At 71.6% G+C, this 17,119-nt stretch carries 16 protein-coding genes and 1 riboswitch; of the genes, 15 read left to right on the top strand and 1 reads right to left on the bottom strand.

All coding sequences use genetic code 11. The features are described 5' to 3' along the window. Positions 1-1,138: 1,138 nt before the first annotated feature. The 15 genes from ACIBK9_RS29805 to ACIBK9_RS29735 all read left to right on the top strand — a co-directional run bounded on the left by ACIBK9_RS29805 (position 1,139) and on the right by ACIBK9_RS29735 (position 16,193). Complete coding sequence (locus tag ACIBK9_RS29805) at positions 1,139-2,116, top strand: ABC transporter permease (RefSeq protein ID WP_358293989.1); 978 nt, start codon at positions 1,139-1,141, stop codon at positions 2,114-2,116. Further along, positions 2,117-2,956, top strand: coding sequence for an ABC transporter permease (locus ACIBK9_RS29800; protein WP_364331511.1), 840 nt, complete (start codon positions 2,117-2,119; stop codon positions 2,954-2,956). Further along, positions 2,953-5,022 (top strand): ABC transporter ATP-binding protein, encoded by a 2,070-nt coding sequence (locus ACIBK9_RS29795; RefSeq protein WP_358293985.1) that lies wholly within the window; start codon positions 2,953-2,955, stop codon positions 5,020-5,022. The genes ACIBK9_RS29800 and ACIBK9_RS29795 overlap by 4 nt, the downstream gene beginning before the upstream one ends. Continuing rightward, a complete protein-coding gene (locus tag ACIBK9_RS29790) occupies positions 5,019-6,728 on the top strand; it encodes an ABC transporter family substrate-binding protein (RefSeq protein WP_387666351.1) in 1,710 nt (569 codons plus the stop codon). The genes ACIBK9_RS29795 and ACIBK9_RS29790 overlap by 4 nt, the downstream gene beginning before the upstream one ends. Before the next feature lie 88 nt (positions 6,729-6,816). Next, positions 6,817-7,629, top strand: a complete 813-nt coding sequence (locus tag ACIBK9_RS29785) for an oxygenase MpaB family protein (protein WP_358293983.1) — start codon at positions 6,817-6,819, stop codon at positions 7,627-7,629. 77 nt (positions 7,630-7,706) lie between these two features. Further along, a riboswitch (FMN riboswitch) is annotated at positions 7,707-7,837 on the top strand. Positions 7,838-7,942: 105 nt separating this feature from the next. After that, positions 7,943-9,115, top strand: coding sequence for a bifunctional diaminohydroxyphosphoribosylaminopyrimidine deaminase/5-amino-6-(5-phosphoribosylamino)uracil reductase RibD (ribD, locus tag ACIBK9_RS29780; protein WP_387666354.1), 1,173 nt, complete (start codon positions 7,943-7,945; stop codon positions 9,113-9,115). Then, positions 9,115-9,717 carry a riboflavin synthase gene (locus tag ACIBK9_RS29775; RefSeq protein ID WP_358293980.1) on the top strand — a complete coding sequence of 201 codons (603 nt, stop codon included), beginning with the start codon at positions 9,115-9,117 and terminating at the stop codon, positions 9,715-9,717. Before ribD ends, ACIBK9_RS29775 begins: the two co-directional genes overlap by 1 nt. Continuing rightward, positions 9,714-10,361: a nicotinamide riboside transporter PnuC gene (locus ACIBK9_RS29770; RefSeq protein ID WP_397162172.1), complete on the top strand. Its 648-nt coding sequence runs from the start codon at positions 9,714-9,716 to the stop codon at positions 10,359-10,361. The genes ACIBK9_RS29775 and ACIBK9_RS29770 overlap by 4 nt, the downstream gene beginning before the upstream one ends. Further along, positions 10,358-11,599, top strand: coding sequence for a bifunctional 3,4-dihydroxy-2-butanone-4-phosphate synthase/GTP cyclohydrolase II (locus tag ACIBK9_RS29765; RefSeq protein WP_397162171.1), 1,242 nt, complete (start codon positions 10,358-10,360; stop codon positions 11,597-11,599). The genes ACIBK9_RS29770 and ACIBK9_RS29765 overlap by 4 nt, the downstream gene beginning before the upstream one ends. Continuing rightward, positions 11,596-12,063 (top strand): 6,7-dimethyl-8-ribityllumazine synthase, encoded by a 468-nt coding sequence (gene ribH, locus ACIBK9_RS29760; RefSeq protein ID WP_397162170.1) that lies wholly within the window; start codon positions 11,596-11,598, stop codon positions 12,061-12,063. Before ACIBK9_RS29765 ends, ribH begins: the two co-directional genes overlap by 4 nt. Positions 12,064-12,082: 19 nt before the next feature. Next, the gene (locus ACIBK9_RS29755; RefSeq protein ID WP_397162169.1) at positions 12,083-12,541 is read left to right on the top strand and encodes a PH domain-containing protein; all 459 of its coding nucleotides are present in this window, start codon (positions 12,083-12,085) and stop codon (positions 12,539-12,541) included. An 84-nt stretch (positions 12,542-12,625) separates the two neighbouring features. Further along, complete coding sequence (locus tag ACIBK9_RS29750) at positions 12,626-13,492, top strand: AAA family ATPase (RefSeq protein ID WP_387666364.1); 867 nt, start codon at positions 12,626-12,628, stop codon at positions 13,490-13,492. Continuing rightward, entirely contained in the window at positions 13,485-14,558 is a 1,074-nt protein-coding gene (locus ACIBK9_RS29745; protein ID WP_397162168.1) for a VWA domain-containing protein, read from the top strand. Before ACIBK9_RS29750 ends, ACIBK9_RS29745 begins: the two co-directional genes overlap by 8 nt. Further along, on the top strand, positions 14,551-15,642 hold the full coding sequence (locus ACIBK9_RS29740) for an XdhC/CoxI family protein (RefSeq protein WP_358293969.1): 1,092 nt from the start codon (positions 14,551-14,553) through the stop codon (positions 15,640-15,642). The genes ACIBK9_RS29745 and ACIBK9_RS29740 overlap by 8 nt, the downstream gene beginning before the upstream one ends. Next, positions 15,642-16,193 (top strand): nucleotidyltransferase family protein, encoded by a 552-nt coding sequence (locus ACIBK9_RS29735; RefSeq protein ID WP_352353663.1) that lies wholly within the window; start codon positions 15,642-15,644, stop codon positions 16,191-16,193. The genes ACIBK9_RS29740 and ACIBK9_RS29735 overlap by 1 nt, the downstream gene beginning before the upstream one ends. On the opposite strand, the gene ACIBK9_RS29730 is transcribed toward ACIBK9_RS29735, so the two are convergent. Next, the gene (locus ACIBK9_RS29730) at positions 16,190-17,077 is read right to left on the bottom strand and encodes an endonuclease/exonuclease/phosphatase family protein (RefSeq protein ID WP_397162167.1); all 888 of its coding nucleotides are present in this window, start codon (positions 17,075-17,077) and stop codon (positions 16,190-16,192) included. The genes ACIBK9_RS29735 and ACIBK9_RS29730 overlap by 4 nt on opposite strands. Positions 17,078-17,119 lie beyond the last annotated feature (42 nt).

Genomic DNA, 17,119 nt, shown 5'->3' with positions numbered 1-17,119 from the left:
TTCACCGCTGCCCCCTTCCCGCCACGGGCGTGCCCCGCGCGCTCCCGTGGCCCCTTCGCCCCTCCACAAGGTGTGGTCGGCGGCAGGGGTGTGCGGCTCCTTCGCCTCACCACGAGGCGTGCGCCGCACTGGGTGGAACCTCGCGAGGCCCGTCAGGCACCCCCGCGGCCTCTCCACGAGGCGCGCACCACAGTCCTGCCGCCGCGCCTCGGTCCACTGGGGCGCGCGCCCTCTGGGGCACGCGCTCACTGAAGCTGCGGGCCAGAGGAGTTGCATGCCCACTGGGGTGCAGGCTCACCAGGGGTGCAGGCCCGCTCAGGGTGCAGGTCCGCTCGTGCGAGGTCCGCTCGGAGGGTAGGTCCGCCCAGGGTGGAGGGCTCAGGGGAGTGCAGACGCTCTGGGGGCTCACCAGGGGTGCCGGTCCGTTGTGGGCGCAGGTTCGCTCGGGGTGAAGGCCCGCTCGGGGTGCGGATCCGCTCGGGGGCGGGCCAGGGGAGTGCAGGCCCACTTGGGGGTTGAGGTCCGCTCGGGGCGAGCCCATCCGGGGTGCGGGGCTCTCTGAGGGGTGTGGGTCTGCTGGATGTACGGGGGCCGCTGGGGGCGGGGTTGGGTGGCGGGGCCGGTCTCGTGCCGAGGGGCGGCGGGGGCCGGGAGCCGCAGTGGTGAGCGGAGCGTGAGCGTGGGGGGATCGTCCCGGGGACGCCTTCGGGGCGGGCGGCAGCGTGCCCTCGGACCGACCCACCTCGGCCACCCGCCTGAGATCAATAGCCGCGACATCGCGAAATATCAATCCCCAGCCTATTGATCAGTATGACGTGCGTCACTTCGGGATTGGGTTATTTTTTGTCAGGATTCTGTGACATACGCCGATCCGATAGCGCGCGTTACCGATCTTGGTAGAGCGCGTTTCCCCAGGTCAACCCCCCTGTAGGGCGATGATCGACGACGAGCCGCCACCGTGCTTAGTGACCCTACCGTTATGTCGAACTATTGCTGACTGTGATGTTTGGCTAGATATCCTGCGTTTTGATCGCCGTTCCGCGTCATGACTTTTCGCGGCGTAAGACGGTCTTTTTCCATTGCGGGGGTCTTCTCCTACCGGGGTTTCCGGGCCCTCGTTCAGTGCGAACGGAGGGTAATGGGCAAGTACCTGCTCCGCAGGTTGGCGATCAATCTGATCTTGGTCGCGATCGCGGCCAGCTTGGCTTACATGCTCGCCGCGACGACCATGAACCCCCGCGGCGCGTATGAAGGCCGCCAGCCTCCCGTCGCCGAGGAAGTCATCGACGCCACCCTCGACAGCTACAACCTCAACGACAAGACGCCCGTCCTGGAGCGCTACGCGACCTGGGCCAAGGGCGTCGTCACGGGTGACTTCGGCAAGACCTGGAACGGCGGTTCGGTCAACGACGAGATGGGCCGGCGGATCTTCGTCAGCCTCCGGCTGCTGCTGGTGGGCACGATCCTCGGGTTCGTCTTCGGAGTGGCGCTCGGCGCCCTGTCGGCGATCAAGCAATACCGGGTGACCGACCGGGTGATCGGCGTCGGCTCGTTCGTGATCATGGCGATTCCGGTGTTCGTGCTGGCCACGCTGCTGGCGATCAGCGCCTACAACCTCAACCGCGGGCTCGGCTTCACGCTGATCGAGTTCACCGGCGAATACAACCCCAAGCTGTCCGGCTGGGACCAGTTCACCAACCGGCTGAACCACCTGATCCTGCCGACCATCTCGCTCAGCCTGGGCTCGATCGCCTTCTACAGCCGCATCCAGCGCAACATGATGCTGGACGTGCTCGGCCAGGACTTCGTCCGCACCGCGATGGCCAAGGGCCTGCGGCGCAGGACGGCCCTGATCAAGCACGCGCTGCGCACCGCGCTGATCCCCGCGGCCACGTACTTCGCCTTCGCCTTCGGCACGATGCTCACCGGCGCCACCTTCACCGAGAAGATCTTCGCCTGGAACGGCATGGGCGCCTGGCTGGTCGACTCGATCAACCAGAACGACGTGAACTCGGTGGCCGCGGTCAGCATGTTCGCCTCCGTCTGCGTCCTGTTCGCCGGCTTCCTGTCGGACCTGCTGGTGGCGGCCCTCGACCCTCGAGTGCGGGTGAGCTAAGTGCGTTCCAAGGTTGTTCTCGGGCGGATGCTGCGCAACCGGCAGGCCCGCTACGGCTTCATCGCCCTCGTGCTGCTGGTGGCGCTGGCCTACATCGGCCCCCTGTTCGGCGCCTACGACTGGACGGACAAGGACTTCCTCGCCTTCCTGTCGGCGCCGTCGTCCGACCACTGGTGGGGCACCACCACGATCGGCCAGGACATGTACGCCGTCACCCTGCGCGGCATGCAGAAGTCGATCATCATCGGCCTGCTCGTGGCGCTCATCTCGACCGGCCTGGCCGCCGTGGTCGGCGCCTTCGCCGGGTACTTCGGCGGCTGGGTGGACCGCGTCCTCATGTGGGGCGTGGACCTGCTCCTCGTCCTGCCCAGCTTCCTGATCATCGCGATCGCCTCGCCGCGCCTGCGCGGCGCCTCCTGGCTCTGGTTCGTGGTCCTGCTGGCGGCGTTCGCCTGGATGATCACCTCCAGGGTGGTGCGCAGCATGACGCTCTCGCTCCGTGAGCGCGAGTACGTGCAGGCGGCCGTCTACATGGGCATCCCCCGCTGGAAGATCATTTTCCGGCACATCGTGCCGAACCTGTCCTCCTTGCTGATCATCGACGCCACCCTCAACGTGAGTGGCGCGGTCATCGGCGAGGCCGCGCTGTCCTTCTTCGGCTTCGGCATCCAGCCGCCCGACGTCTCGCTCGGCACGCTGATCGCCGAGGGCTCCCGCAACGCCACCGGCTACCCCTGGCTGTTCGCCTTCCCCGCCGGGCTCCTGGTGCTGCTGGTCCTGAGCATCAACCTCATCGGAGACGGCCTGCGCGACGCACTCGACCCGGGGAGCAACTCATGAGCATCCTGGAGGTTCAAGACCTCACCGTGACGTTCCCGGGCGGCATCGAGGCCGTGCGCGGCGTCAGCTACGAGGTGGCCCGCGGCGAGGTCCTGGGCATCGTGGGCGAGTCCGGTTCGGGCAAGTCCGTCACGTCCCTGGCGATCATGGGCCTGCTGCCGCGCGCCGCCCAGATCAGCGGCTCGGTCAAGCTCCACGGCCAGGAGCTGATCGGGATGAAGGAAGACGACCTGGTCAAGGTCCGCGGCAAGTCGATGAGCATGATCTTCCAGGATCCGCTGTCGGCCTTCACGCCCGTCTACACGATCGGCGACCAGATCTCCGAGGCGCTGCGCGTCCACCAGAAGCTGGGCAAGGACAAGGCCGCCAAGCGCGCCGTCGAACTGCTCGACCTGGTCGGCATCCCGCACCCGGACGTGCGGGCCAAGGCGTTCCCGCACGAGTTCTCCGGCGGCATGCGCCAGCGCGCGATGATCGCGATGGCCATCGCCAACGACCCCGACCTGCTGATCTGCGACGAGCCGACCACCGCGCTCGACGTGACCATCCAGGCCCAGGTGCTGGAGGTGCTCAAGACCGCCCAGCGCGAGACGGGCGCCGGCATCGTCATGATCACGCACGACCTGGGCGTCGTCGCGGGCATGGCCGACCGGGTGCTGGTCATGTACGCCGGCAAGCCGGTCGAGCAGGGCAACGTCGACGACATCTACTACCGGCCGCGGATGCCGTACACGATGGGACTGCTCGCCTCGATCCCCAGGATCGACGGCGAGGAGGGGCCGCTGGTGCCGATCGAGGGCAACCCGCCCTCCCCGGCGGCGCTGCCGCCGGGCTGCCCGTTCGCGCCGCGCTGCCCGATGAAGATCGACTCGTGCGACGACGAGGAGCCCCCGCTCACCGACGTCGGCGGCGGCAGGCACGTCGCCTGCATCCGCTCCCGCGAGATCGAGTACAAGGGCCTGACCGGCACGGACGTGTTCCCGGTCCCGGTCATCCCGGTCAGCGAGGTGGTCCGCGTGCCGCGCGAGCAGCGCGCGACCGTGCTGGAGCTGGACAACCTCATCCGGCACTACCCGCTGATGAAGGGCGCGGTGTTCAAGCGCCGCGTCGGCACCGTGCACGCCGTGGACGGCATCAGCTTCGACATCGCCGAGGGCGAGACGCTGGCCCTGGTCGGCGAGTCGGGCTGCGGCAAGACCACGACCCTGCAGCAGATCATGCAGCTCGCCCCGCCGCAGAGCGGCCGGATCGTCGTGCTCGGCCAGGACAGCGCCAAGCTCGGCCCGTCCGGGCGCAAGGCGCTCAGGGGCGACCTGCAGATCGTCTTCCAGGACCCGATGGCGGCGCTCGACCCGCGCATGCCGGTCGGCGACATCATCGCCGAGCCGCTGCGCGCCCACGGGCGCAAGAACGTCAAGCAGCGGGTGGCCGAGCTGCTCGAACTGGTGGGGCTGGCGCCCGAGTACGCCGAGCGCTACCCGCAGAGCTTCTCCGGCGGCCAGCGCCAGCGCATCGGCATCGCCCGCGCCCTGGCCCTGGAGCCCAAGCTGCTCGTCCTGGACGAGCCGGTCTCGGCACTGGACGTGTCCATCCAGGCCGGCGTGATCAACCTGCTGGACGAGCTGAAGAACACCCTGGGGCTGTCGTACCTGTTCGTGGCGCACGACCTGGCCGTGGTCCGGCATCTGGCCGACCGCGTCGCGGTCATGTACCTCGGCAGGATCGCCGAGATCGGCACGGTCGAGGAGGTCTACGACCGCCCCGCGCACCCCTACACGCAGGCGCTGCTGTCAGCGATCCCGCTGCCCGACCCCGAGATGGAGCGCACGCGCAAGCGGATCCTGCTCGAAGGCGACCTGCCCAGCCCGGCCGACCCGCCATCGGGTTGCCGGTTCCGCACCCGCTGCCCCAAGTTCGCCCTCCTCACCGAGGCCGAACGCCGGCGCTGCGTGGACGAAGAGCCCTCGGTTGCCCGGCTCGCGACCGCCGTGGACCACGGCGCCGCCTGCCACTACGCGGAGGAAGTCGAGGTCATCACGGCCTCGGACGATCAGGAGGAAAAGTGAAGGTTCGTTACCGGGCGGCGGCGGGAATCGCCGTCCTCGCCATGGCCGCGGCGGCTTGTGGCGGTGGTGGCGGCGAGGCCAAGAAGCCGAGCGCCGAGCAGTCGCAGCAGGCTCAGCAGCAGATGTCGCAGACCCCTGGCATCGCGATCAACCCCGTCCCGTACGAGCAGGTCAAGGACGGCGGCACGCTCACCCTCTCGGTCGGCCAGTGGCCGAGCCAGTGGAACGGCAACCACGTCGACGGCAACCAGCGCGACACGGCGGACATGCTGGACTCGCTGATGCCGCAGCTGATGGTCGCCGACTCCGAGGCCAACTTCAAGGCGAACCCCGACTACCTCACCGACGTCAAGATGGACCTGTCGTCGGGCAAGCAGGTCGTCACCTACACGCTGAACGAGAAGGCCCAGTGGTCGGACGGCACGCCGATCACCTGGAAGGACCTCGAGGCGGCGTGGAAGGCCAACAGCGGCAAGGACAAGAAGTTCAAGCCGGCCTCCACCGACGGCTGGGACCGCATCGAGTCGGTCACCAAGGGTGACAGCGACAAGGTCGCCATCGTGACGTACGGCAAGAACTACCCCGAGTGGATGGGGCAGTTCTCCCGCTCGCCGCACCTGTACCCGGCCTCCCACATGGAGACCCCGGAGAAGTACGAGAAGGACTACCTGCAGAAGATCCCGGTCACCGCCGGGCCCTTCAAGGTCGAGAGCATCAACGAGGGCACCAAGACCCTGACCGTGGTGCGCGACGACAAGTGGTGGGGCCGCAAGGCCAAGCTCGACAAGGTCATCTTCCGTACCATCGAGACGCCCGCCGCGCAGGTCAACGCCTTCGCCAACGGTGAGCTCGACGCGGTGGAGATCCCGCCGGGCAGCCCGGCCGACCTCAAGCGCGCCAAGGAGGTCCCGAACGTCGACGTCCGCAAGGCGCTCAGCCCGAACTGGCGGCACATCACCGTCAACAACCAGAGCGAGTTCCTGAAGGACAAGTCGGTCCGCCAGGCCGTCGCGTACGCGATCAACCGTGACGTGATCACGCAGTCCGACCTCAAGGACATGGACTGGCCGCTGCAGACGCTGGGCAACCACGTCTTCATGAACAACCACAAGGCGTACGTCGACAACTCCGGCGAACTGGGCAAGTACAACCTGCCCAAGGCCAAGGAGCTGCTCGACGCGGCCGGCTGGAAGCAGGAGGGCGACGTCCGCAAGAAGGACGGCAAGGAGTTCTCGCTGAACTTCGTCGTCCCGGCGGGCCTGCCGTACGCCAAGACCGAGGGCGAGCTCACCCAGGCCATGCTCAAGGAGGCCGGGATCAAGCTGACGATCCGCCCGGTCCCCGATGACAAGTTCTTCACCGACTACATCATCAAGGGCGACTTCGACCTGGTGCCGTTCTCCTGGATCGGCACGCCGCTGCCCCTCGGCGGCCTGCCGCAGATCTACAAGACCGGCTCCGAGTCGAACTTCCCCAAGGGCAGCGACCCGGCGCTGGACGCCGCGATCGACGCCGCGGTCAGCGAGATGGACCCGACCAAGGCCTACGAGCTGGCCAACGCGGCCGACAAGCTGATCTGGGACCAGGTGCACACCATCCCGCTGTACCAGCGTCCTGACATCCAGGCCACCAAGAAGACGCTGGCCAACTACGGCGCCTTCGGCTACCAGGCCGCCGACTACACGGCGATCGGCTTCACCGGCTGATCTCCGTAGCCTCGACGAAAGCCCCCGGCCGGTTCCCGGCCGGGGGTTTTTGGCATGGTTTGTCGCCCCACTGGGTAACTGTTCACTTATGGACGACGACTATGGGATCTTCGGCCCCGAGTCGGTGACCTGGCGGGTGATGGGGGAGCCGATCCAGCTCGTCGGCGGCTTCCGCGCGCTGCTGATGCAGGGGCTGCACCCCAGGGCGATGCGCGGCGTGCTGCAGAACTCGGCGCTGCTCGATCCGGCCGAGGCGTGGTCGCGCTTCCTGCGGACCAGCGAGTTCGTCCGGGTGCGCACGTACGGCACGCGCGCGGAGGTGGAACGGGCCGGCCGCCGGGTGCGCAAGATCCACGCCACGCTGACCGCCCGCGACCCCGACACCGGCGAGACCTACCACCTCGACGACCCCGAGGCGCTGCGCTGGGTGCACGTCGGCGAGGTCGACTCCTACCTGACGGTGGCCCGCCGCGCCGGCGTGCGGCTGTCCGACGCCGACGCCGACCGGTTCGTCGCCGAGTGGCGGCGCGCCGCCGAGGTCGTGGGCCTGGACGGGGACGACGTGCCAGGCTCGGTGGCCGAGCTGCGCGCCTACATCGACGGACGGCGTCCGGGGCTGCGGCTGGTGCCCGAGGCGGCCCATCCGCTGCGGCTGTCGCTGCACACGCCGCTGCCCGGCGCGTTGTCCGCGCTGCGGCCCGCCGTGCCCGCGCTGACCGTGCTGGCCCTGGCCACGCTGCCGCGCTGGGCCCGCCGCCTGTACGGCCTGCCCGCCACGCCGGTCGGCGACCTGTGGGCCTCGGCCACGCTGCGCGCCCTGCACACCGGCATCGGCCTGGTCCCCGAGCAGGTCCGCTACGCGCCCTCGGCCCGCCGGGCGCGCAAGTTGATGGCCGCCTGAGCGAGCGCTTGTTCAAATAGCACGGGGGCGGTCGCGCTTTCCGTAATCGGCATGGCAAACTGGTACAAGAAGAGAGCTAGCGTGCTCCGGGGTCGGTGAAAGTCCGAACCGGCGGTTACAGTCCGCGACCCGGCCGATGCCATCGGCCGGTTGACCTGGTGAAATTCCAGGACCGACGGTTAAAGTCCGGATGGGAGGAAGCGCGCGAGGTGTCCGGCGTCCCAGCCGGGCTCCTGACGTGGTGCCGTGCCGGCACCCGAAAACCCCCCGGGGCCCGCCGTGGCTTGAAGCTACTGGCGAGTAGGAGACCCGGGTGGACATCTCAGCCGCCGACGCCGCGCACATGGCGCGCGCCGTCGAGCTGGCCGCGCGCGGACACGGCGGCACCAGCCCCAACCCGGTCGTCGGCTGCGTCGTGCTGTCGGCCGCCGGGCAGGTCGTCGGCGAGGGCTTCCACGCCTACGCGGGCGGGCCGCACGCCGAGGTCGTGGCGCTGGCGCAGGCGGGCGAGCAGGCGCGGGGCGGCACGGCGTACGTGACGCTGGAGCCCTGCGACCACACCGGCCGCACCGGGCCGTGCAGCCGGGCGCTGCTGGCCGCGGGCGTGGCCCGCGTGGTCGTCGCCGTCGCCGACCCCAACCCGAAGGCCGCCGGCGGCGCGGCGCGGCTGCGCGCGGCCGGGGTGAGCGTGACGCAGGGCGTGCTGGCCGAGGCGGCCGAGCGGGTCAACGAGGAATGGCTCACCTACGCCCGGCTCGGCAGGCCGCACGTGACCTGGAAGTTCGCCGCGACCCTCGACGGCAGGTCGGCCGCCGCCGACGGGACCAGCCAGTGGATCACCTCGCCGCAGGCGCGGGCCGACGTGCACCGGCTGCGCGCCGCCTCCGACGCGATCGTGGCCGGGATCGGCACCGTGCTGGCCGACGACCCCCACCTCACCGTCCGCCTCCCGGAGAACGCCGGGGCGCAGGCGGGGGAGGGCGACGCGGGGGCGCTGCTGGCCGGCAGCCCGCCGCTGGCCGGCCGGCCGCTGGGCGCCCGCCCGCCGCTGCGGGTCGTCGTGGACACCGAGGGCAGGACGCCGCCCGCGGCCCGCGTCCTCGACGACGAGGCCCCCACGCTGGTCGCCGTCGCCGACGACGCCGTGACGGGGCTCAAGGCCGGCCTGCTGCGCCTGCCCCGGCACGCCGACAGCGGCCTCGACCTGCACGCCCTCCTGCGCGAGCTGGCCGCCCGCGAGGTGGTCGCCGTGTTCCTGGAAGGCGGCCCCACCCTCGCCGGCGCGTTCCTGCGGCAGGGCCTCATCGACCGCGTCTACGCCTACCTCGCCCCCGCCCTCCTCGGCGAGGGCAGGGCCGCGCTCGGCCCGGCGGGCGTCGCCACGATCAGCGGCGCCCACCGCCTCACCTTCGACGAGTTTTCCCCCATCGGGCCGGATCTGCGGCTGACCGCGCGGCCCGCTCCGCATCAAGGCAGGGAGAAGTGATGTTCACCGGAATCATCGAGGAGAAGGGCGAAGTCGTCGCCATCGAGCCGGCGGGCGGGCAGGCCGGCGGCGGCGCCCGGCTGTCCGTACGCGGCCCGCTCGTCACCTCCGACGCCGCCCACGGGGACTCGATCGCCGTCAACGGCGTCTGCCTGACGGTCGTCGAGGTCAAGGACGACGTGTTCACCGTCGACGTCATCAGGGAGTCGCTGGACCGCAGCTCGCTCGGCGGCCTCACCGCGGGCTCGGCGGTCAACCTCGAACGGTCCGTACGCGCCGACCAGCGCCTCGGCGGCCACATCGTCCAGGGCCACGTCGACGGCACCGCCCGCCTGCTGTCCCGCGCCCCCGGCGAGAACTGGGACGACCTGCGCTTCTCCCTGCCCGGCCCGCTCAGCCGGTACGTGGCCGAGAAGGGCTCGATCGCCATCGACGGAATCAGCCTGACCGTCACGACGGTTGACGACGACAGCTTCGGCGTGAGCCTCATCCCGACCACGCTGAAGCTGACCACCATGGGCGACCGCCAGGTGGGCGACGTGGTGAACCTTGAGGTCGACGTGATCGCCAAGTATGTGGAGAGGCTGGTGGGCACCCGATGAGCTGGGTGGACGCATCGATTGACATCTTCGGTCTGCCGGTGAAGTGGACCGACCTGGTGGGCAACGTGTTCGCCCTCGCCACCGTGGCGTTCGCGATGCGCAAGTCCATGTGGACCTGGCCGGTCCAGTTCACCGGCTCGGTGCTGCTGTTCCTCGCCTCGATCAGCGCGCACGTCACCGGCAACGCGCTCAAGCAGGCCCTGTTCGCCGTGCTGGCCGTCTACGGATGGTGGAAGTGGCGGCAGGGCACCCAGGACCACGCCCTGTCCGTCCGGCCCGCCACGGGCGGCGAGCGGTGGCGGATGCTGGCGGCGCTGGCGGTGGGCACCGCGGTGGTGACCGTCCTGTTCAAGACGTTCGACCTGTCGTGGTACCCGGGCGCGCCGGTGTCCGTCGTGGCCTCCGACGCCTACATCTTCGTCGGCGGCGCGGTCGCCACCTGGGCGCAGGGCCGGGCGCTGGTCGACTTCTGGATCGTCTGGGTGCTGGTCGACCTGGTGGGCGTGCCGGTGGCCTTCAAGTCCGAGCTCTACGTCTCCGGCGCCGTCTACGGCGTGTTCTTCGTCATGGTCCTCACGGGCTTCGCCAAGTGGCTGCGCGAGTACCGCGCCGCCGCCCGTCCGGAAGTGGTGGCAGCGGCATGAGCGAGTTCAAGCTCGACCCGATCGAGCGGGCCATCGAGGACATCCGCAACGGCCGTCCCGTCGTGGTCGTGGACGACGAGAACCGCGAGAACGAGGGCGACCTGATCTTCGCCGCCCAGAAGGCCACGCCGGAGCTGTGCACGTTCCTGATCCGGCACACCAGCGGCATGATCTGCGTGGCCATGGACGGCAAGGAGCTCGACCGGCTCGGGCTGCCGCTCATGGTGTCCCAGAACCGCGAGCGCATGCGCACGGCGTACACGATCACCGTCGACGCCCGTGACGGCGTCACCACCGGCATCTCCGCCGCCGACCGCGCCAGGACCATCCGCACCCTCGCCGACTCGGCCACCGAGCCCAACGAGCTGGTCCGGCCCGGCCACATCTTCCCCCTGCGCTACCGCGAGGGCGGCGTGCTGGCCCGGCGCGGCCACACCGAGGCGGCCGTCGACCTGGCCAGGCTCGCCGGGCTGTCGGCCGCAGGGGCGCTGGCCGAGGTGGTCAACGACGACGGCACCATGGCCCGGCTGCCCCAGCTGCGCCGCTTCGCCGACGAGCACGACCTGGCGCTGGTCTCCATCGAGCAGCTCGTCGACCACCGCCGCCGCGCCGAGAGCATGGTCACCAGGGTCGCCGAGACCCGGCTGCCCAACGCGTACGGCATGTGGCGGGCCTACGGCTACTCCAGCGCCCTCGACGGCGGCGAGCACGTCGCGCTCGTCTACGGAGACCTCGGCGGCGGCGAGAACATCCTGGTCAGGGCCCATTCCGAGTGCCTGACCGGGGACGTGTTCGGCTCGCTGCGCTGCGACTGCGGCGTGCAGCTCGACCACGCCATGGGCGCCATCGCGCAGGAGGGCCGCGGCGTCGTCGTCTACCTGCGCGGCCACGAGGGCCGGGGCATCGGCCTGCTGGCCAAGCTCCGGGCCTACAGCCTCCAGGACAACGGCAGCGACACCGTCGACGCCAACGTCGAGCTGGGGCTGCCGGTGGACGCCCGCGAGTTCTCCAACGCCGGGCAGATCCTGGCCGACCTCGGCGTGCGCTCGGTGCGGCTGCTCACCAACAACCCGGCCAAGCTCAAGGGCATGGACGGCTACGGCATCAAGGTGCTCGGCCGCGAGCCCATGCCCGTGGCCCTGAACCCGCACAACGAGCGGTACCTGGAGGCCAAGCGCGACCGGCTCGGCCACGACATCTCCTCCAGCGTCCCGCACGAGATCTCGGAGGCGTCATGAGTGGCGAAGGCCGTCCCGGAGTGGCCGTGGTGGACGCGGCGGGCCTGGTCGTGGGCGTGGTGGCGGCGAGCTGGCACGCCAAGATCACCGACCAGCTCGTGGCGCGGGCCGTGCAGGCGTGCGACGACAGCGGCGCCACCGCGACCGTGGTCCGCGTGCCCGGCTCGCTGGAGATCCCCGTCGTGGCCCAGGCCCTGGCCCGGCGTTGTGACGCGGTGGTCGCACTCGGCGCGGTCATCAGGGGCGAGACCGCCCATTTCGACTACGTCTGCGACTCGGTCACCAGCGGGCTGACCCGCGTCTCGCTCGACGAGGAGACGCCCGTCGGCAACGGCGTGCTCACCTGCGAGACGATGGACCAGGCGCTCGACCGCTCCGGGCTGCCCGGCAGCAAGGAGGACAAGGGTTACGAGTCGGCCCTGGCCGCCCTGGAGACCGCCCTCCTCCTGAGGGACCTCCACTGACCTGCGGTAGGTTTCCCTCGTGCCCGAGCCCGTGACCCCGCCGCCCCTGCCCGTGACCTGGCGTCCCCGCCGGGGCCGGATCGTGCCCTACGCCTTCGCCCTGGTGGTGGTGGCGGGGGCGGTCCTCATGGCGATCTTCATCGCCGACCCGTTCAAGCTGCCCGACCGGGTGGCGATCGTGGGCTTCGGCCTGGCGGTGGCGTACGTGCTCCACCTGCTGGGCCGGGTCCGGGTGGAGGCCGACGAGCAGGGCCTGACCGTCGTCAACGCCCTGCGCGTCCACCGCTACACCTGGCCCGAGGTCATCGACGTCACCCTGCTGGTGGGCGACCCGTGGCCGAAGATCGACTTCTCCGACGGCCGGACGATCGGCGCCATGGGCATCCAGGGCTCGGAGAAGGCCCGCGCCCGCCGGGCCACGGCCGAGCTGGCCGCGCTGATCCACGAACGCGGCGAGGCGTCCGAGTCCGGCGACTGAAACGCGATGATGAGGGCGAGCCGATATCGCAGGGCCGGGGTCGCGACGTAGCCTGAAGGCGTGCTGCGGCGGACAATCAGGGCAATGGACATCGAGTCGCCGGACAAGCTCATCGAGCTGCTCGACCGGCACGACTACCTGGCCGACCGGGGGCTGGCCACGGCCGCCTTCCTGGCGCTGCGGATGGGGCGGCCGCTGTTCCTGGAGGGGGAGGCGGGCGTCGGCAAGACCGAGCTGGCCAAGACCCTCGCGAGGCTGCTCAAGGCCCCGCTGATCCGGCTGCAGTGCTACGAGGGCCTCGACGCGTCCCAGGCCCTGTACGACTGGGACTTCGCCCGCCAGCTCCTCCACCTCAAGGCCGCCGAGGCCGCCGGGATCACCGACGCCGCCCGGCTGGAGGGGGAGATCTACGACCGGCGCTTCCTGATCGCCCGCCCCCTGCTGAAGGCCGTGGAGACCCAGCCGAGCGTGCTGCTGGTGGACGAGATCGACCGGGCCGACGACGAGTTCGAGGCGTTCCTGCTCGAAGTGCTCTCCGACTTCACCGTCTCCATCCCCGAGCTGGGCACGATCAGGGCCGCGACGCCGCCGGTCGTCGTGGTGACCTCCAACCGCACCCGCGAGGTGCACGACGCGCTCAAGCGGCGCTGCCTCTACCACTGGCTGGAGCACCCGAGCTTCGACCGCGAGGTCGCGATCCTGCTGCGCCGCCTGCCCGGCTGCACCGAGGAGCTGGCCCTGCAGGTGGCGCGGGCGGCCGAGCGGCTGCGCCGGGCCGACCTGGTCAAGCCGCCGGGCGTGGCCGAGACCCTCGACTGGACCGAGGCGCTGCTGACGCTCGGGGCCAGGGAGCTCGACCCCGACCTGGCCGCGGCCACCCTGGGCGCCGCGCTGAAGTACCGCGAGGACGTCGCCGCCGTCCTGGGCGACGGGCTGCTGTCCGGTGGATGAGCTGGTCCGGACCGTGACGGGCTTCGTCAGGACGTTGCGCGCGGCGGGCGTGAACGCCGACCACGAGCGGACGCGGAGCCTGCTGCAGGCCCTCGGCCACCTCGACGCCGGGGACCGGGAGGCGTTCTACTGGGCCGGCCGGCTCACCCTGTGCGCCACGCCCGACGACCTGCCCCGCTACGACCGCTGCTTCGCCGCCTGGTTCGGCGGACGGCGGGCGGCGGCGGCCCGTGCCGGGACGACCAGCGTCACCCGGCACCTGGCGGCCGGCGACGGCGAGGAGGCGGGCGCGGGCGAGGACGCCGCCGCCCCGGCCACGGCCAGCCGCGCCGAGGTGCTGCGGCACCGGGACGTCGCCCGGCTCACCCAGGCCGAACGCGCCGAGGTGCACCGCATGCTGGCCCTGCTCGGCCGCGGCCGGGCCGCGCGCCGCTCCCGCCGTTTCGAGCGGGCCCACCGGGGCGGGCTGGACCAGCGCCGCACCGTGCGCGAGGCGCTGCGCAACGGCGAGGTGGCCCGGCTGCGCCGCCGCCGGCACACGACCAGGCCCCGGCAGGTGGTGCTGTTCGTGGACGTCAGCGGGTCGATGGCCCCCTACGCCGAGACCCTGCTGCGCTTCGCCCACGCGCTGGTCAGGAGCGAGCCGCGGGCCACGAGGGTCTACTCCGTCGGCACCCGGCTCACCGAGGTCACCGCCGAGCTGCGCCACCGCGACCCCGGCACGGCGCTGAACGCGGCCTCGGCGGCCATCCCCGACTGGAGCGGCGGGACCCGGCTCGGCGAGGAGTTCAAGGAGTACCTGACCCGGCACAGCGCCCGGGGGGCGATCGTGGTCATCGCCTCCGACGGCTGGGAACGCGGCGACCCCGCGCTCCTGGGCGCCCAGCTCGCCAGGCTGGCCCGGCAGGCGTACCGGCTCATCTGGGTCAATCCGCACAAGGGATATGAGGATTACCAGCCGCTGACCGGAGGCATGCGGGCCGCCCTGCCGCATCTGGACGATCTGGTGGCCGGGCACAGCCTGGCCGCCTACGAGGAACTCAGCGAAAGGCTCGCCCATGCGTGACGTGCTCCCGGAGATCATGCGGTGGTGGAGGTCGGGGCTCAGGTTCGGGCTGGCGACCGTGGTGAGCACGTTCAGCAGCGCGCCACGCCCGCCGGGCGCGGCGATGGCGGTGCGCGGCGACGAGGTGGTGGGCAGCGTCTCGGGCGGGTGCGTCGAGGGGGCGGTCTTCGAGCTGGCCTCCGAGGCCGACGCGCCCGTCCTGCAGCGGTACGGCGTCAGCGACGACGACGCCTTCGCCGTCGGGCTGACCTGCGGCGGCATCATCGACATCCTGGTCGAGCCGGTCTCCATCGAGACCTTCCCGGAGCTGGGCGAGATCTTCGCCTCGGTCGAGGCGCACCAGCCGGTCGCGGTCGCCACCATCGTCGCCGGCCCCGGCCCGATCGGCGCCCGCCGGATCGTCTGGCCCGGCCGCTCCTCGGGCACCCTGGGCCTCGACCGCCTCGACGAGGCCGTGGACGACGACGCCCGCGGCATGCTCGCCCAGGGCCTGACCGGCATCCGGCACTACGGCGGGCACGGCGAGCGGCGGCTGGACGACCTGTCGGTGTTCGTCCAGTCGTTCGCGCCGCCGCCGCGCATGCTGGTCTTCGGCGCGATCGACTTCGCCGCGGCCGTCGCCAAGGTGGGCAAGTTCCTCGGCTACCACGTCACCGTCTGCGACGCCCGGCCGGTCTTCGCCACCGCCAAGCGCTTCCCCGAGGCCGACGAGGTGGTGGTCAAGTGGCCGCACGACTACCTGGCCTCGGTGCGGGTGGACGAGCGCACGGTGATCTGCGTGCTGACCCACGACCCCAAGTTCGACGTGCCGCTGCTGGAGGTGGCGCTGCGGACCGAGGCGGGCTACATCGGGGCCATGGGCTCGCGCCGCACGCACGAGGACCGGCTGGCCCGCCTGCGCGAGTCGGGGCTCACCGAGGCCGAGCTGGCCCGGCTGAGATCGCCCATCGGCCTCGACCTGGGCGCCCGCACGCCGGAGGAGACGGCCGTGTCGATCGCCGCCGAGCTGATCCAGCTCCGGTGGGGCGGCTCGGGCCGGCCGCTGTCGCAGACGGGCGGGCGCATCCACGGGGAGCCGGCGTGATCGCCGGGCTGCTGCTCGCCGCGGGGGAGGGCGCCCGGCTGGGCACGCCCAAGGCGCTCGTGGAGTTCGGCGGCGAACGGCTGGTCGACCGCGGGGTGCGGCTGTTGGCGGAGGGCGGCTGCCGTCCGGTGGTGGTCGTGCTGGGCGCGGCGACTGTGCAGGTGCGCGGGGCGGTCAGCGTGCGCAACCCGGACTGGCGCACCGGCATGGGCTCCTCGCTGCGGGCCGGGCTGGCCGCGCTGCCGCCGGAGGCGACGGCCGTGGTCGTCGCGCTGGTGGACCAGCCCCTCGTCCGGGCGGGCGCGGTGCGGGCACTGGCCGCGTCGGGGGCCGGGCTGGCGGTGGCCACCTACGGCGGACGGCGGGCGAACCCGGTGCTGATCGCGCGCGAGCACTTCGCCGGGGTGGCGGAGCTGGCGGTGGGCGACGTGGGGGCGCGGGCGTTCATGAAGGCGCATCCCGGGCTGGTCACCGAGGTCGCCTGCGACGAGCACGGCGACCCCGCCGACATCGACACGCCGCAGGACCTGGAGCTGCTGGAGGGCCGCTAGAAGCGCAGCGAGGCGATCGCCGCGCGGTGGTCGCTGCCGGTCGCCGGGGCGACCCCCGCCTTGGTCGCCGTCATGCCCCTGAACAGGATGTGGTCGGGCCGGGTGATCGGGAACTCGGCCGGCCAGGTGAACCCGAACCCGTCGCCGGCCACGCTCTGGGCGTCGGTCAGCGGCGGGGTCAGGCCGCGCATGCCGCGGTCGGTGGTGGCGGTGTTGAGGTCGCCGAGCAGCAGGACGCGCTTGCTGGGGTCGCCGTCGACGAGCCGGCGGGCGTGCGCCAGGGAGGCGTCGCGGGAGGCGGTGTGGCCGGGCCTGGCCGAGGCCAGGTGCATGACGTAGACGGTGACCTTGCCCTTGGGCGTGGTCACCACCGCGCGCAGCGCCCGCGGCCAGCCCATGCCGACGTCGAGCGGGCTGGTCTCGCTGATCGGGTAGCGGCTCCACAGGCCGACCGTGCTGACCGGGTAGTGGTAGCGGAACATCTTGTTGAGCTGCTTGGCCGCGGGCCCGCCGGGGGTCAGCTCCTGGGCGGCCAGCAGGTCGAGCCCCTCGGCGATGGCCTTGACCGCCTCGCCGGAGGCGCTGTTGCGCACGCCGACGTTGACCGTGCCGACGGCCAGGTCGCTGGGGCCGCCGGGCGGCGCGGCCAGCAGAGTGGAGCCGAACATCGCCGCCCACACCAGGCCGGGCGCCAGCGCCGCGAGCGCGGCCGCCCTGGACCGCGCCAGCAGGGCGAGGAGCAGCAGCAGCGGCACCGCCACCCCCAACCAGGGGAGCAGGCTCTCCAGGACCGGCGTGAAGCCGCCGAGCGACGGGATCAGCGAATGACCCGCCAGGGCCAGGGCGACCACTGCGGAGGCGACGACGACGACCCGGCTCAGCACCCGAACCAGGCTAGTGCTTCGCCGCGCGACACGCCGACACGC

This window comes from Nonomuraea sp. NPDC050227, from assembly GCF_044459705.1.
In the GTDB taxonomy this organism is placed as follows: domain Bacteria; phylum Actinomycetota; class Actinomycetes; order Streptosporangiales; family Streptosporangiaceae; genus Nonomuraea.
The sequence above is the reverse complement of the archived record's forward strand: the minus strand, read 5'-3'. Positions and strand labels throughout refer to the sequence as shown.